Origin of the sequence: Vreelandella massiliensis (assembly GCF_900155385.1) — a bacterium.
Taxonomy (GTDB): Bacteria; Pseudomonadota; Gammaproteobacteria; order Pseudomonadales; family Halomonadaceae; genus Vreelandella; species Vreelandella massiliensis.
The window spans coordinates 1,079,254-1,094,398 of the sequence record NZ_LT699745.1 but is presented as its reverse complement, the minus strand read 5'-3'; the positions used below and the strand labels follow the sequence as shown (position 1 = coordinate 1,094,398).

Annotated in this window: 12 protein-coding genes; 6 read left to right on the top strand and 6 right to left on the bottom strand. The window is 56.6% G+C overall.

Annotated features, from left to right (window positions below):
- Positions 1-111: 111 nt before the first annotated feature.
- The 3 genes from BQ9846_RS09765 to BQ9846_RS09755 are packed head-to-tail and all read right to left on the bottom strand — an operon-like array spanning position 112 to position 2,290.
- Positions 112-993: a glycine betaine ABC transporter substrate-binding protein gene (locus BQ9846_RS09765; RefSeq protein ID WP_075880782.1), complete on the bottom strand. Its 882-nt coding sequence runs from the start codon at positions 991-993 to the stop codon at positions 112-114.
- Positions 994-1,023: 30 nt separating this feature from the next.
- Complete coding sequence (locus BQ9846_RS09760) at positions 1,024-1,704, bottom strand: cysteine hydrolase family protein (RefSeq protein ID WP_075880781.1); 681 nt, start codon at positions 1,702-1,704, stop codon at positions 1,024-1,026.
- Positions 1,691-2,290, bottom strand: coding sequence for a GbsR/MarR family transcriptional regulator (locus BQ9846_RS09755; protein ID WP_075880780.1), 600 nt, complete (start codon positions 2,288-2,290; stop codon positions 1,691-1,693). The genes BQ9846_RS09760 and BQ9846_RS09755 overlap by 14 nt, the downstream gene beginning before the upstream one ends.
- Positions 2,291-2,456: 166 nt before the next feature.
- On the opposite strand from BQ9846_RS09755, the gene BQ9846_RS09750 reads away from it, so the two are divergent.
- Positions 2,457-3,467, top strand: a complete 1,011-nt coding sequence (locus BQ9846_RS09750) for an efflux RND transporter periplasmic adaptor subunit (RefSeq protein ID WP_075880779.1) — start codon at positions 2,457-2,459, stop codon at positions 3,465-3,467.
- Positions 3,467-6,733 (top strand): efflux RND transporter permease subunit, encoded by a 3,267-nt coding sequence (locus BQ9846_RS09745; RefSeq protein WP_075880778.1) that lies wholly within the window; start codon positions 3,467-3,469, stop codon positions 6,731-6,733. Before BQ9846_RS09750 ends, BQ9846_RS09745 begins: the two co-directional genes overlap by 1 nt.
- 42 nt (positions 6,734-6,775) lie before the next feature.
- Here BQ9846_RS09745 and BQ9846_RS09740 read toward each other — a convergent pair whose 3' ends face one another.
- The 3 genes from BQ9846_RS09740 to BQ9846_RS09730 all read right to left on the bottom strand — a co-directional run bounded on the left by BQ9846_RS09740 (position 6,776) and on the right by BQ9846_RS09730 (position 11,724).
- Positions 6,776-8,812 (bottom strand): TonB-dependent receptor domain-containing protein, encoded by a 2,037-nt coding sequence (locus BQ9846_RS09740; protein WP_075880777.1) that lies wholly within the window; start codon positions 8,810-8,812, stop codon positions 6,776-6,778.
- Between the two features lie 148 nt (positions 8,813-8,960).
- Positions 8,961-11,099 (bottom strand): PhoX family protein, encoded by a 2,139-nt coding sequence (locus BQ9846_RS09735; RefSeq protein ID WP_075880776.1) that lies wholly within the window; start codon positions 11,097-11,099, stop codon positions 8,961-8,963.
- Between the two features lie 217 nt (positions 11,100-11,316).
- On the bottom strand, positions 11,317-11,724 hold the full coding sequence (locus BQ9846_RS09730; RefSeq protein ID WP_075880775.1) for a YidH family protein: 408 nt from the start codon (positions 11,722-11,724) through the stop codon (positions 11,317-11,319).
- Positions 11,725-12,008: 284 nt separating this feature from the next.
- Between BQ9846_RS09730 and BQ9846_RS09725 the strand changes: the two genes are divergently transcribed.
- From BQ9846_RS09725 to BQ9846_RS09710, 4 genes are read left to right on the top strand one after another with little or no spacing between them, the layout of a single operon-like run.
- A complete protein-coding gene (locus tag BQ9846_RS09725; protein WP_075880774.1) occupies positions 12,009-12,917 on the top strand; it encodes a beta-keto acid cleavage family enzyme in 909 nt (302 codons plus the stop codon).
- Positions 12,914-13,870, top strand: a complete 957-nt coding sequence (locus BQ9846_RS09720; protein ID WP_075880773.1) for an L-carnitine dehydrogenase — start codon at positions 12,914-12,916, stop codon at positions 13,868-13,870. The genes BQ9846_RS09725 and BQ9846_RS09720 overlap by 4 nt, the downstream gene beginning before the upstream one ends.
- Positions 13,870-14,331 (top strand): thioesterase family protein, encoded by a 462-nt coding sequence (locus BQ9846_RS09715; protein ID WP_075880772.1) that lies wholly within the window; start codon positions 13,870-13,872, stop codon positions 14,329-14,331. Before BQ9846_RS09720 ends, BQ9846_RS09715 begins: the two co-directional genes overlap by 1 nt.
- Positions 14,324-15,142 (top strand): alpha/beta hydrolase fold domain-containing protein, encoded by an 819-nt coding sequence (locus BQ9846_RS09710; RefSeq protein WP_075880771.1) that lies wholly within the window; start codon positions 14,324-14,326, stop codon positions 15,140-15,142. Before BQ9846_RS09715 ends, BQ9846_RS09710 begins: the two co-directional genes overlap by 8 nt.
- Positions 15,143-15,145: the final 3 nt, after the last annotated feature.

The window sequence follows — 15,145 nt, the reverse complement described above, 5'->3', positions numbered from 1 at the left end:
TGCGTTCTAGGTGGCCTTGGCAATGTCAAAAAGGGAGCGTGCGTTAACTTGCCACCTGAAATTACACGGCTCAAGGCTCTACTGTTCAAGAGCCCTTGGCGCATGCATGCCTTACTGTTTGAGCATTTGGTCCACGCGCTCGCGGTTATCTTCAATCCATGCCGCAGCGGATGCTTTAAAGGACGTGCCCTCATCTTCATAGGCGGCCATCATCGCTTCCAGTTCAGCAACGCTAATGCTCCACTGAGACATGATGTCGTAAGCACGCGGGTACTTTTCTTCGATACCTTGATAAGAGAGTACAAAGACACTGTCGTAATTGAAGTGACCTTCCGTATCTTCCAAAAACTTTAAGTCGTACTGGGAAAACATGGAGTGCGGCCGCCAGCCAGTGATAATGAACGGCTCATTATTGGGCATTTTATCCCTGAGCACGCCCATCATGGCCGCTTCACTGGTATAGGCAAGCTCATAGCCCTCAAGGTCGTAGTCTTCATCGGCCATGACTTGCTCGGAAATATCCACAATGCCGGCGCCAGCTCCGATGGTGACCACTTGACCATCATATTTCTCCGCCTTACCCGCTAAATCGCCAATCGTCTCTTCTTCGACATAGGACGGAACGACCCAACCGAGTGGCACATTTTCATAGCTGGTGGCCACTTTCTGCAGGTCGCTCTTGTACTCTTGCCACAGGGCCTGCTCGGTGTAGGGAAGCCAGGCATCCATGAAGAAGTCGATCTGCTCGACCTGCATGCCTTGAAAAATCGCCGGCTGCGCCAGCAGTTTCTTCTCTACCGTATAGCCTGCCTCTTCCAGAATTTGCTCGGCAATCGCGGTGGGCGCTTCCGTGCTGGTCCAGGCTGGCATGCCAAACGTGATAGTCGTGTCATCGACTCCCTCACCGGTCAATGGCCGCTGCTCGGCGGCATGAGCGCCCGCAGCGAGCAGGGCAGATACCCATACCGTGTTGGATATGCTTGAAAATTTCATACGCTCTCCTTTCCTGTTTTGAAGTTGAGTTCACTTTTGCGAGGACGAGGACGGTGCGGTTAGCTTGCCGAAGGTGTCGCGCAGGGTTTCGGGAGTAAATTGAAGCGCGTCGGCTTCGTCAGCGTTCCAGGCGGTGTAGTCTTGACCTTCCAGGCACTGGATCATGTTGTCGGTATCCAACACCTCGAGGGCGTAGACCCAGTTGGCCATGATGGTCATCGCGGCCATATGGGCCCCTTCATTGGAAGCGGTGCACATGTCGTGTACGAGCTGAATGCGGTAATCACGGAAATAGGCATCAAACACCGACGTCATAAGACACCCATCGGTCACGACCCCGCCAATAATCAGATGCTTCACCCCAAGGCTTTTCAGCATCAAATCAAGGCTGGTATCGAAAAAGGCACTCCAACGGTATTTATCGATCACGATATCGGTGTCCAGCGGCTTAACCGCCTCCATGATCTCGATGCTGTCGCGATTATCCGGGTAGAAATGCGGCTCGCCGTTGGCGTGGCGCGGTTCATCAAGCGAGAGGCCCACGCCATCATGTCGATTAATTTGGCGGGTATAGATCACCGGGATGCCGGCCGCGCGGCACGCCTTGATCATACGCTGGGTGTTGTTCACTACTTCATCCAGTCCAAACAAGCCAAAGCCGCTCTCTTTCTGCAGGTCGATGACCACCAGGGCGGTTTCACTTTTTTTCATCGTCAATACGCTCTCTCAGTTGGGGTTCATGGCCCGATGCGGGGTCGTTATAGTCAGGCCGGGGAAAGTGCGTAAAAATTTCACCCGACTCCATGGCATTGGCCAGCTGCATGATCCAATCCAGGTAGGCTCTTGAGCCATTCACCCGCGCCCGGTCCTTTTCAGCCAGCGCTCTGACGTCGGGATCTTTGGCGTTATCAGCCAGGTCATCCATCACCGGCTCGGTCTGTTCAATCGCTTTATGGATAACACTGCGCTCCAGGCGCAACATCTTCACCATGAAGCTCAAAAAGTTTTTGAAGAAGTCTTTTTCAGCGATGTAATGATCCTTGCGATCGCCTTTCTTCCACACCTTTACCACCATGCCGGTATCCATTAATTCGCGAATACCGGTACTCACGCTCGCTTTGCTCATAGCGACTTCATCCTTGATGTCGTCCAGCGTCAACGGCGATTCGGCGAAGTACAGCACGGCATAAATCCGCCCTACGGAAGGGGTGACGCCATACGCCACCATGCTCTGGGCAATGGCGCTGATCATCACATCACGCGCCTCTTCCAGCCTTTGTGCGTCGTTTTTTTGCATGGCACCCTCATTATTCAATTTATATTGAATATTTTGAATAAATTAAAACAATCTATTGAGTACGTCAACTTCATGTTGCTACATGAGCGCTTTGTCCTGAGCTAATGTTTTACGTGAAAACCGAAAATGTATATGGTTATTCTTAAATAGTTTAGGATCGCATCACATGGCGCTTTTCTTACGGCGGCTTCTCATTGGCTTTTTTATCTCAATACCCGCCATGACATGTCTGGCTGGCGACGCACCCAACACGGTCGTTGTGACTCGTGGGCCGCTTACTGAAACCTTGGTACTGGATGGCATCGTCGAAGCTGTCGACCGAAGCACCATTTCAGCTCAAACCAGTGGCCGAATACTCGAAATTTCCTTTGATGTCGGCGACACCTTTACTGCTGGCACACTCATCCTGCAATTAGAAGATAGCGAGCAACGCGCCGGATGGAATCAGGCCCAGGCCAGTCTTGATGAGGCCGCAGCCAACCTCGTCGATGCACGTCAGCGATTTGAGCGCATCCGAGCCGTCCGAAATCGTGATCTTGCGTCAGAGCAAGCCTTTGACCAGGCCACTAACCGCCTGGAGGCCGCAAAAGCTCGCCGCGAACGAAGCATTGCAAGGGTGTCCGAAGCCGAACAGCAGCTTGCCTATACACAAGTGCGCGCAAAAAGTGATGGCATTTTCACCCGACGCCATGTGGAGCCGGGTGAGGCCGTGCGCCCAGGCCAACCCCTCTTCGACGTGCTGGCCTTGTCACCACTTCGGGTGGAAGCGGCCCTGCCCCGTCGATATCTATCTCAAGTGCGTGACAACCCGCGCATCCATGTCAGCGTGGACGAGGGGCAAATGCTTAATACCGGTGCATTGACGATCTACCCTCAAGCAGACCCCCGCAGCGACACGGTCCGTTTACGTCTGCGCCTACTAGCACCCGGTACCGGCATCTTGCCGGGCATGCTGGCTAAGGTCGCGGTGGGGGTGGCAAGCCGCGATGCTTTATGGATACCTGTCGATAGCTTGATTCAACGTAGTGAGCTTCGCGCCGTTTACGTGCTCGACGAGAATGATCAACCAAGGCTACGCCAGGTACGGATCGGTATTGAAAAGGATGAACGCCTTGAAGTGCTTTCCGGACTTGACGCTGGCGAGCGTGTCCTTATTGAGCCGAGGATCCACCCTTGATGAAGGACTCCGCAAACCCTGTCGGCCCTTCCGGTGCTATTGCTCGGGTATTCCAAGACGCGAAGCTAACGCCGCTTTTGGCCGGGATGGCCATCTTGATGGGCTTGTTCGCGATTCTCATCACGCCCAAAGAAGAAGAGCCTCAGATTGAAGTCACCATGGTCGATATTATCGTGGCCTTTCCTGGCGCTGGCGTGTCGGAGGTAGAAAACCTAATCGCCACCCCCGGCGAGCAGGTTTTAAGCGAGATTACGGGTATCGAGCATGTTTACTCGGTATCGCGACCGGGCCAAGCTGTGATCACCCTCGAATATGAGGTGGGTCTTCCACGGCAGGAAGCCCTTGTGAGGACCTACAATCAAGTCTATTCGAACCAGGACTGGTTACCGCCGGCTCTGGGTGCGCGTCAGCCGTTAATCAAGCCACGCGGCATCAATGATGTGCCCGTTATGACGCTGACCCTCTATGATCCAAGCGAACGCCATGGCGGTGAAGAACTGACCCGCCTGGCACATACCCTGGAAGTGGCTCTGAAACGTATTCCAGGTACCCGGGATGTGTATACCATCGGCGGCATCCCTGACCGCGTAGATGTGCGCCTTGACCCGGCGCGACTAAGTGGTGTTGGCTTGACCTTGGATGACCTGAAGAGTGCGCTGTCTGCCGCTAACACCAGCAGCCGCGAAACGCGGATAACCCGAGATAGCCTTTCATTGCCGCTTCAGGCCGGCACCCTGCTCGAGGAAGTAGACGATGTACGCCGCTTGGTAGTGGGCATGCACGAGGGCGCTGCTATTCACCTTTCCGATGTTGCTGATATCCGTCGCGGTGGCACCGTACCCGACCAGAGCGTGATGATGGGATTTGGCCCGGCAGGCGAGTCCGACCAGCCCGACGCTGTGCCCGGTCACCTCTATCCCGCCGTGACCCTCGCCATCGCCAAGAAGAGCGGCGAAAATGCCATCGACATCACGACCACCATTGAGGAGCGCCTAGAAGCCCTTACCAACCGCATCCTTCCCCCCGACATAGCGGTCATCGTTAGCCGCGACTATGGCAAAACGGCCACCGACAAGTTTGAGACACTCATCAGTGATCTCATTTCAGCTACCTTGGCGGTCATGCTGCTGGTGCTTGCCGCCATGGGCTGGCGACAAGCGCTGATCGTCGGCACGGCTGTTCTGATCACTCTGCTGCTGACCCTGGTATTCTCTTGGGCATGGGGATTCACACTCAACCGGGTCTCGCTATTCGCGCTGATATTTTCCATCGGCATTTTGGTGGATGACGGTATCGTCATCACCGAGAACATCAACCGGCGGCTCGCCAACAGTAACGGCGCCGCTCGACGCCTCATCCCCTTGGCCGTCGATGAAGTCGGCACTCCTACGATCATGGCAAGTCTCACCATCATGGCGGCCCTGATTCCCATGGCGTTTGTCTCTGGCTTGATGGGGCCCTACATGCGCCCCATTCCTATCAACGCCTCCGCCGGAATGGTCATCTCTCAACTGGTAGCCTTCGTCGTTGCCCCTTGGCTTGCCATGCGCTTACTGTCTAAAAAGCATCAAAACAAAGACATTGAGGATACGAAGAGCCAGGAGGTACCCGAAACTGAAAAAAGCCACGCGGGCGAAGGAGTAAACCCACGCATTAAACAGCTTTTTGTGGCGCTGCTCGGCCCCTTTCTTGGCAAGCATACTTGGCGAAGGCGATTACTGGGAATGGCTCTGCTGGGACTATTGCTCGGTGCCATCTCACTACCGCTCTTTCAAATAGTGATCCTCAAAATGCTGCCCTTCGACAACAAGTCTGAGCTGCAGATTGTGGTGGATATGCCTGAGTACACCCCTATGGAGCAAACCCAACGGGTGCTGTTGGATATGGGTCGCCACCTAGAGGAAGTGCCTGAGATCGCCCACTGGCAAAGTTATGCCGGCACCGCCTCTCCGATCAATTTTAATGGCCTCGTTCGTCAATACTATTTACGCGAGGCACCTTATCAAGGCGACATCCAGATAACCCTTGTAGATAAAGATGAACGTCAACGCAGCTCACATGCCATAGCCCTTGCCCTGCGCGATCCGTTACAAGCCATCGGCGAGCGCCATGAAGCCCGCGTGAAGATGGTTGAAGTACCACCAGGTCCGCCTGTGCTCTCGCCGGTGGTCGCGGAAGTCTATGGCGTCACGCTTGAGCAGCGTGCTGCCCTGGCAAGCCGAGTCGCCGAACAGATGCACGAGGTCAAAGGCTTGGTCGACATCGACTCCACGCTGCATGCGCCTACTCACAAGTGGCAAGTGGTCGTTGATCGTGATCGGGCCGTGCGTTTGGGCGTTTCTCAGGCTCAAGTCGCCATGGCACTTCAGAGCAGTATCGACGGAAGTGCGGTCAGCTACCTACACGATGAACAGGCCAAGTACCCCGTGCCCATTCGTCTGATTCTTGAGGAAGGCGACAAGGCTCAGCCCGCTCGGCTACTTTCGCTGACTCTGCGAAGCCGGGATGGCACTCAAGTACCGCTATCCAGTATCGCTGAGATAAAAGAGGTTGATTGGGAGGGAGTGCGCTACCACAAAGACCTCCAACCGGTAACGTATGTCACTGCGGACATGGCTGGTGCAATTGACTCGCCTCTTTACGGCATGTTTGCGACGGTGGAAAAGCTTTCCGCCCATAACGATGCGCCACAGCAGTTTTTCATCCATCAGCCGGTATTGCCTGAACGTGCGAGCATAAAGTGGGACGGCGAATGGCAGATTACCTACGAAACCTTCCGGGACATGGGCCTGGCTTATAGTGTGGGCGTCTTCCTGATTTTCGTGCTATTGGTGGCTCAATTCCGTTCCTACCGTCTGCCCTTGTTGATCATGGCCCCTATTCCCTTAACACTCATCGGCATTCTGCCAGGCCATGCGCTGCTCGATCGAGAGTTTACCGCTACCAGCATGATCGGCATGATTGCCCTTGCCGGCATCATCGTGCGCAACTCCATATTGCTTGTCGTCTTCATTCGCCAACTACGCGATGATGGCGTCGCTCTTGAGGAAGCCGTCGTGCTAGCTGGCGCCGTGCGTCTCAAACCTATCGCTTTGACTGCCGTTTCCGCCATGCTCGGCGCTTTTTTTATATTGTCCGATCCTATTTTCAATGGCCTTGCCATCTCGCTAATCTTTGGCCTGGCGGTTTCCACCCTGCTGACGCTTCTAGTGGTGCCGCTTCTTTACTACGCCAAAGAGTATGGTCAAGAAGGCAAGGCGTCATAATATAGCTTGCTGATGGTGGCAGCATTAACGTGGCTCGCGGCGCTAAAATGCGTAATCCACCCCTAACCAAAGACTCCGGCCAGGTTCATTCAGCGGTAGCGCTTGGCCCGACATCTCGCCGGCTAAGAAAGGGTCGCCGGCACTGCGGTTACGATTGAGAAAGTCACGGTAGGTTTTGTCGAGCAGGTTTTTTGCGCCGGCCCGCAGCGTGACATCATTCCATTGCCAAGAAGCCTCGGCATCCACTACTACGTAGCCCGACGTGGCGACTTCCCCTTGCCCAAGGCGGTCTTGATTGTCTGAGAAACGAGCGGTGAGCCCTACCTCCCAGTCATCACGCTGATAAAACTGCGCTAGCTGACCGCGTAGCGGGGCGATATCAGCCAGAGCGCCGCCGTCGTCTAGGTTATCGCCGCGAACCCAGCTTAACTGGCCGCGGGTTTCCCACACCTTCGCCCAACGCCACTCACCGGAGAGTTCCACACCATAAAGCGTGGCATCGATGTGGCGATAAAGAGTGACTGGGTTCCCCCTGTTCATGCCAGCAACTATCGCGCTATCACGGTAAATATAGTCATTAACACGGTCCGCATAAGCAGACGCCTCCCAGCGCGCGTTCTCTTGCTGATGAATCACGCCGATATCGACTTGATGATGCGCTTCGGCGTCAAGCGTAGGGTTACCGACCCAGTCACCCTTCGCAAAGTAGCGCTCGGTGGCATCGGCGTCGCGTTCGGCGCGGCTGAGGCTCGCGTAAAGTGTCTTGCTTGGGTTTAGCTGTAACTCGCCACGCAAAAACCCGCCGACCAATACACTATCGTGGTCAAGGTCACCCTCAACACCATAGGCACTGCGGTAAAAGTTGGCGGCGATATTACCCGCATCACTGGTTTTATAGGCCGCATTCGTACTGGCTTGGGCATAGTCCACGCGCACCCCACCGCTAACAGTGATGCTATCGTTCAAGTAATGGTCAAGCTCGGCAAAAACACCGCTCTGGCGTGTCATCACTTCCGGCCAAGAGTTGAACAACAATATATCGTTGGCATCGTTGATGATGTCGGCGTCACGCTCGTTCTGCAGTACGTTAATGCCCACGCGAAGATCGCTGTCGCCCTGTTGCTGCTCCAGCATGCTTTTAAGCGTGAAAGTGTCGGACTCCGTGGGTGAACGCCTTTGCATCGGCATGCCGTTAGGCATGGTGGGGGGCGTGCGCAGCGAGTAGTTATCCATCTCATGGTCGATGGTCGTGTATTGGAGACGATGTTCCATGCGCAGCGTATCGGAGAAAGCGTGATCAAGACGCAGCCGCACTGTCTCGTTGTCACTTTTAGGCGAATCCATACCTGCACCGGCGAATTTCACATCGCGCTCACGCACGCTCTCAATACCTAAGGCGATCTCGGTACCCTCTTGTGGCGTCATGCCTAGGGTCAGCCCACCACTAGTGGTTTCAAACCCACTATGAATACGCTGCCCACTACCGTCTTCATAGTCACTCGCCTCTTGTCGCTCACCAAAAACCCGCACGTACCCTTGCGGGTTGCCGGCCACTAAATGGGCATACATTCCAGCACGCTCACCGTTATCATCATAGGTGGCACCTACATTGCCTTGAGGGGAGCGATTGCGGGTGAAGTCAGGCGCATTACGCTCAAACAACACGGTGCCGCCGCTACCGCCGGCACCGTATTGCAACGTCGTCACGCCTTTACTCACGGTGACGCGATCGAAGCTATGCAGCGGCGCGTAAGCCGTAGGTGGGTCCATGCGGTTAGGGCAACCGCCGAACACGTAACCCCCATCTACCAGAATATTGAGCGCGTTGCCCTGCTGCCCCCGAATCACGGGGTCAAGCCCATGGCCGCCCATACGGATAGCCTCGACGCCATTCACGCGGCGCAGCCACTCGGCGGCATCTGCTGCAGGTGCTGGTGAGGCCTGCGGTGTTAAGAGGGTTTCCCCCGGTAGTCCACGATGAGCTTCAACTATGAGCGTGTTCTGCTGGGCATAAGTCGGCATGGCGACAAGCGAAACCAGTATAGTCAGTGGTAGCGGAGCGAAAGGAAGGTGGCGCATGGAAGTCTCTTATAATCTTTAGTTAATAAAAAAAACGAAAAGATCATAAGAGGAGGACGAGAAGATTTCGCGGGGCAAAATGCCGCGGTAACCCCAAATGCCAGTCAGTTAAAGCTGGCTGGCATTTTAGGATGATGAGGCGTCACTATCAGACAGCCACTGGCCCTCCGTCTTTTTTCTGGATAACCACCGTCGCCGCGCGCGGACGCACGCTACCCGAGGCTTCCAGGGTGGCGTCTTGCGTTAGTGCCTGGCCATCAGCAGGCCAATTACCTGGGTGCTGAATATTGATAAATAACGCGGTTTTATCCGGCGTGGCAAAAATACCTGTCACTTCGCAGCCATTGGGACCGACGGCAAAACGCTTGATGTGGTGTTGGTTGTGACGCTTTACGACGGCATCACTGCCGCCATTACCGGCTTTGAGTGCGCTGGGCACAACGGCCAGCAACTGATCGTTGGTGTACTCGGCGATGCTGTCGTAACCATTGTCGGTCTGAATCCACAAAATACCTTCGCCATTGTCACGCTCATCAAACCATAACCCATCGGGGCTGGCGAACTGGTTAATTTCCGTTAGCCCCGACGGATTATTACCGTCGCTGGCACTGCCGCCAAAAATGAACACTTCCCACTGGAAGGCAGTGCCGTTACCCGCCTCTTTCCAGCGCACGATGTGGCCAGCGCCATTGTCCGGCCTTGGGTTGGCTGCATTGGTTGGCGCAGTGGCATAGCCCACACCGCTCTGGGTAATACCGTCACCGTCATTGGTATAGGTGGCGTCGCTTTCGGCCTCGGTACGCTGACTGTTGTTGGTCAGTGTCAGGTAGACCTCACCCGAGGCGGGATCAACGGTGGCCCATTCTGGACGGTCCATCGGCGTGGCGCCCATGAGGTCGGCGGCATCGCAAGTGTTCACGATAATACCTGCTAAGTCGTCCGCGGGGAGGCCCAGGGCGGCATGTAACTTACGCCCGTCAAGGGTAGTGGCGTCAGGGGTTAACGGCAGCCATTCGCCGCTACCGTCAGCGTCAAAACGCGCGGCATAAAGCGTGCCGTGATCCAAGTATTTAGCACCGATCGCTAGACGGTCGTATTGCTCACCGGGTCGATTGGCATCGGCAGGGTCCCACGCAGCATCAGAGACAAATTTGTACACATACTCATTGCGCGCGTCATGCCCCGAGTAGTACGTCACCGGCTTGCCCGGTTCCAGCTTACCTAGCCAACACCCTTCGTGGCGAAAGCGGCCTAGCGCGGTGCGTTTTACCGCCGGCTGATGCGTGTAGGGGTCAACCTCGACTTGATAGCCAAAGGTGCGCGCCTCATTGCGATAGTCTTCAAGGGCGCTAGCACCACGCGGGGTGATATCAAACCGGGCAAACTCGCCATCCACTTCGCTGCTATCCCCTGCCGAGGTTTCCCAGCCGTAACGGCTGCGCTCGGTGGGAATGCCAATGCGCGCGTCATCGGCAAACCGCTCGCCTGTGTTCACAAAGATATTCGGCCAGTTCTCTTCGCAGGCAATATAGGTGCCCCAAGGGGTCACGCCGTTGCCGCAGTTATTATTGGTGCCGCGGGTTTGGGTTCCCTCTGGAGAGAAGCGCGTTTTAACGTAATCGCTACCGGCCACCGGGCCCGCCATTGCCATTACCGTGGCGCTTGTCAGGCGGCGGTTGTAGCTTGAGCCGGGGACGTGCGACCAGCGGCCATCGCCTTCCTTGCGGACTTCCACTAGCGTCACACCATGGGCGTTGATCTCGGTGCGTGACTCCTCTGCGGGACGTTTCCCTTCTTTTGCATGAGTCGGGCCGCCTTGCGGCGCCCACAGCGCGCTTTGATCGATATACTCATTGTTCAACGCCAGCACAAAGCGTTGCGAGGCACTGCTCTCTTCCAGCGCAAAGCCCGCCATGCCGTCATGGTGCATTCCCACGCTCACGGCTTGCTGCTCGGCACTCATCGCGTGCGCCGGGTTCCATTGCGTGCTTTCGTTCAGCGGTGTTCCCCAAGGCACCAGCACCTGGGCGATATAACCTTCGGGCACTATCACGGCATCTTGATGGGCTCCCATCACCGCTTCAAACGCCAGCGTTAGCGGTTTTTTATCCGATGCCGTGGCCGCCAGCGCCGCGCCGGCGCCGCCCATGCTCAACATGGAGGCTGCGGCCATCCCAAGCCCGCCCCGCATCACATCGCGGCGTGATACGCGCTTGGCGAGCACATTGGCAAAGGGTTCGTTATCGCTATGGTTCAACAGGCGATGATCTTCGATCTCATGACTCATCAGTGTCTCTCTCGTCGACAAGTTTTGGTTCAAGAGACACTAGCCAACCTGGATGACAAAAAGATGATGAATTGATGGCGATATCAAGGCGTTTTGTGACACCTATGCGACGTATAGGTGCCACATTGGCTCTCCGCCCTCCTGCGACATTTTTGTCTTGTGACCTTCAGGCGACTGGCACCAACCGTTTAATCTTGCTGATGAATGCCGAGGTGCTTCAATCCAAGATCCAAAGCACCAAGGTCAGCGCCAAGGTCGCCGTCGCGAGAGTGGCACCAATGACAAGGGGCCGTGATTGACGTTGAGAGCGCAGCACGTGCGTGTTCAGTCGGCCCATCACGGCTACCGCGTGCCACGTTGCCGCGACGAAGATCACGACGGCCACTAATAAGAACGCGGTCGCGATCAGCTTTACCCCCCAGCGCGGCGAGACGGTACCAAATAGCGCATGAAAGCCAAGCGCAACACCCACCGCGGTCAACCCCGTGCGGAACCACCCGGCTAGGGTCCGCTCATTGGCGAGCACCGTCCGGTCCTCGGCGAATTCAGTGCGGTTCTCCGCCAGCTCGGTCTTCGACCCCTTGTCACCGATATGCTTGTCACCATTGTCGTCGTTGTTGCCCATTAGCTCGTGGCGCTCTTTTCACGTATCTATCGAAAACATGACTTGATCAGGCGTCAAGTTCATCCCATCACCTCCGCCCTTGCAGCGGCGCGCATGTTGTTGGCCAGTGTCATCAAAATACCGCCCCGGTGCCAAGCGTAAGGCAATCCCCTCAGGCAACGCTGACCGTTAGACCATGACCAAAAGTCGTTTCACGTATACCGAGTGTCGTTTTATCACAATATCCCGCCCCGGCAAGCCGTCAAAATGCCCCGTATATCATTCAGTCGCGTAAGGAGCGAAGCATGAACCGCAACGTCATTCTCACCTGTGCTGTCACGGGTGCTGGCGACACTACACGTAAAAACCCTAATGTCCCAGTGACCCCCAAGCAAATTGCCGACGACTGCATCGCGGCTGCCAAAGCCGGTGCCAGCGTGGCGCACATTCACGTGCGAGACCCGCAAACCGGTGGCGTTAGCCACTCAACGGATCACTTCCGGGAAGTGATGGAGCGCGTGCGCGAAGCTGATACCGACATCGTGATGAACATTACCGCTGGCGGCGGCGGCGACTGGATCCCCGATGCCATGGACCCCACTCGCGGCGGCCCGGGCACCGATATCCAGACCCCAGCTGAGCGTCATGCGCCGGTGGGCGAGCTACTCCCCGAGCTCTGCACGCTGGACTGTGGCAGCCTCAATTTTGGCGACATGGTCTATGTGAATACCGCAGAGTGGCTACGCGAGCATGCCCGGTTAGTGCAAGCCGCTGGGGTCAAGCCGGAGCTAGAGTGTTTTGATCTGGGCCATGTTGGGTTTGCGCGCCAACTGCAAAAAGAGGGACTGATCGATGGCGACCCGCTTTATCAGCTCTGCTTGGGCATTCCCTGGGGCGCCGAAGCCGATACCGAGACAATGCTTACCATGCGTAACAAGCTACCGGCAAACGCTAACTGGGCGGCGTTTGGTATTGGCCGCCATCAGATGCCCATGGCGGTCCAAGCCGTTTTGCTAGGGGGGCACGCCCGAGTCGGTCTCGAAGATAACCTTTATCTCGAGAAAGGCGTGTTGGCAACGAACGCGCAACTCGTGGAAAAAGCGACGACCTTGTTCGAAAACCTCGGTGCCAGCGTGATGACGCCGGCCGAGACACGGGCTCATTTGAAGCTACGCAATCCGACTAATGGCAACATCGAAGGGGGTGGGGCATGAACCGTCAACTTTCAGTGATCGGTACCGGCGTCATTGGTAACGGATGGATTGCCCGCGCTTTGGCACAAGGGTGGGATGTTGTCGCTTTCGACCCTGACCCCAAAGCCCCTAAGCGAACTCACGCTTTTATCGAGAATGCTTGGCCTTCGCTGATAAAACGCGGCTTAGTCGAGGGAGCAAGCCCTAAGCGCCTTACCTTCGTGGATAACCTGGACGCCGCCGTCGCCAATGCCGACTTGATCCAAGAAAACGTGCCGGAGCGGTTGGCCCTCAAGCGAGAGGTACTTGCTGCCATCGACACGGCGGCGGATTCAAACGTGGTTATTGGCTCTGCCACCTCGGGCTTCAAACCCAGCGACCTGCAACGCGACTGCATCAAGGCACCGGGGCGGGTCATCGTCGCCCATCCCTTCAACCCGGTTTATCTGTTGCCACTCGTGGAACTGGTCGGGGGCGAGGCCACCGAGCCAGCGCAAACGGAGCGCGCTCAGGTGCTCTATCGGTCACTGGCCATGCGCCCGCTTGTGGTGCGCCGTGAAATCGAGGGGCATATCGCCGACCGCTTGATGGAAGCGCTTTGGCGTGAAGCGTTGCACCTGGTGAATGACGGTGTCGCCACCACCGAGGAAATCGATGCGGCGGTCGTCTACGGCTGTGGCTTACGCTGGTCGCTCATGGGTACCTTTTTGACCTTTCACCTGGCCGGTGGCGAACAAGGCATGCGCCACATGCTTGAGCAGTTTGGCCCAGCACTGAAACTCCCTTGGACCAAGCTTGAGGCTCCCGAACTCACCGACGAATTGATCGACCGCGTGGTACAGGGCTGTAAGTATCAAGCCGCCGGCCGCTCGGTTGGCGAGCTTGACCAGCGCCGCGATGATTTTCTGGTCGAATTACTCGGCCTTGTCCAGAAGTACTGGCCCGAAGCCGAAGGCTTGGAGGGACGCATCTGATGCTCATTCTGGAGACCCAGGTCGCCTCGGCGTGGGTCGACTATAACGGCCATATGAACGATGCTGAGTACGCCAAGGTATTTTCTTTAGCCGTAGAAGCGCTGATGGATGATATCGGCCTGGACGCCAACGGGCGCGAGGAGCATGCCTTCACGGTCTACACCTTGGAGACACACCTCTGCTACCGCCGCGAGGCCCACGAAGGCCAACCGCTCAACGTCGCGCTGACCCTATTGGATCGCGACGCCAAGCGATTGCATGTCTTCTTTGAGTTGCGCGATGAAACAAGGAACATACTGGCCACTAGCGAGCAGATGCTCATGGGTATCGACAGCCAGGCCGAACGTCCTGCGCCCTTTCCTGCCTCCATCGAAGCCGCCATCGACGCTTTACCAAAGGCTAATACTCACGCTTGGCCAAACCTTGCGGGACGCAAAATAGGGATTCGCCGCCATGAATAGCTTGGCGTTTACTCAACGTTTTGCCGCCGGGCTAGCAGCGCTGAAGGGCGTTAGCTGGCCTGAAGCCCGTCGTCGCTACGACACCTTGTGCCAGCAGTTCGCGCCACCGGACCCGGTGGGGCTTAGCGTTAGCGATGAGAGGGTGGCGAACGTCGCAGTACGCCGCTTCTCACCCCAAGAAGCGACCTCCGAGGCTGTGCTCTATGTGCATGGCGGTGGGTTTACGCTTGGCTCGGTGCGCAGCCATCACGGTATTGCAGCCAGCCTAGCCGACCAATTACGCCATGAAGTGATCAGCGTGGATTATCGCCTGGCACCGGAGGCCACTTACGCTGAGATGCTATCGGACTGCCAGGCAGTGGCGAATGCGATCAGCCCTATTGCTTTCACGGGCGATAGCGCCGGGGGCCGGCTGGTCATGGATCTCGCCAAACGTCTTAACGCCAAGGTACCGCTTGGTCTGATTTATCCGCCGGTTGAGGGGCTCAGCGAAGACACGCTGGGCCCAGATGCGCCTCTTCTCAGTCGCGCCGATGTCCTATCGCTGTGCCCCTTCTATCTCTATCCTGAAGCACAGCCCACTAGACGACCGCCCTCGTTAGCGCAGGAGGTGCTAGCCGTCGAACACGACCCCCTCACCGCTCCACTGGAAGCGGCCGTGGCAGAGTGGCACAAAGCAGGTGCTGAGGTGGGCTACCGCTGTGCCTCAAGTATGGTTCACGGTGCGTTGCATGCCCATGCACTGCTGCCCGACATGCAAAACGCCTGGCAGGATTTTTGCCAGGCGCTTGCAGTGCGCTTAACACGCTAAGCC

What these genes read in the sequence shown, in the direction of transcription:
- BQ9846_RS09765 (WP_075880782.1), bottom strand. Translation starts at nt 993, where the DNA reads ATGAAATTTTCAAGCATATCCAACACGGTATGGGTATCTGCCCTGCTC.
- BQ9846_RS09760 (WP_075880781.1), bottom strand. Translation starts at nt 1,704, where the DNA reads ATGAAAAAAAGTGAAACCGCCCTGGTGGTCATCGACCTGCAGAAAGAG.
- BQ9846_RS09755 (WP_075880780.1), bottom strand. Translation starts at nt 2,290, where the DNA reads ATGCAAAAAAACGACGCACAAAGGCTGGAAGAGGCGCGTGATGTGATG.
- BQ9846_RS09750 (WP_075880779.1), top strand. Translation starts at nt 2,457, where the DNA reads ATGGCGCTTTTCTTACGGCGGCTTCTCATTGGCTTTTTTATCTCAATA.
- BQ9846_RS09745 (WP_075880778.1), top strand. Translation starts at nt 3,467, where the DNA reads ATGAAGGACTCCGCAAACCCTGTCGGCCCTTCCGGTGCTATTGCTCGG.
- BQ9846_RS09740 (WP_075880777.1), bottom strand. Translation starts at nt 8,812, where the DNA reads ATGCGCCACCTTCCTTTCGCTCCGCTACCACTGACTATACTGGTTTCG.
- BQ9846_RS09735 (WP_075880776.1), bottom strand. Translation starts at nt 11,099, where the DNA reads ATGAGTCATGAGATCGAAGATCATCGCCTGTTGAACCATAGCGATAAC.
- BQ9846_RS09730 (WP_075880775.1), bottom strand. Translation starts at nt 11,724, where the DNA reads ATGGGCAACAACGACGACAATGGTGACAAGCATATCGGTGACAAGGGG.
- BQ9846_RS09725 (WP_075880774.1), top strand. Translation starts at nt 12,009, where the DNA reads ATGAACCGCAACGTCATTCTCACCTGTGCTGTCACGGGTGCTGGCGAC.
- BQ9846_RS09720 (WP_075880773.1), top strand. Translation starts at nt 12,914, where the DNA reads ATGAACCGTCAACTTTCAGTGATCGGTACCGGCGTCATTGGTAACGGA.
- BQ9846_RS09715 (WP_075880772.1), top strand. Translation starts at nt 13,870, where the DNA reads ATGCTCATTCTGGAGACCCAGGTCGCCTCGGCGTGGGTCGACTATAAC.
- BQ9846_RS09710 (WP_075880771.1), top strand. Translation starts at nt 14,324, where the DNA reads ATGAATAGCTTGGCGTTTACTCAACGTTTTGCCGCCGGGCTAGCAGCG.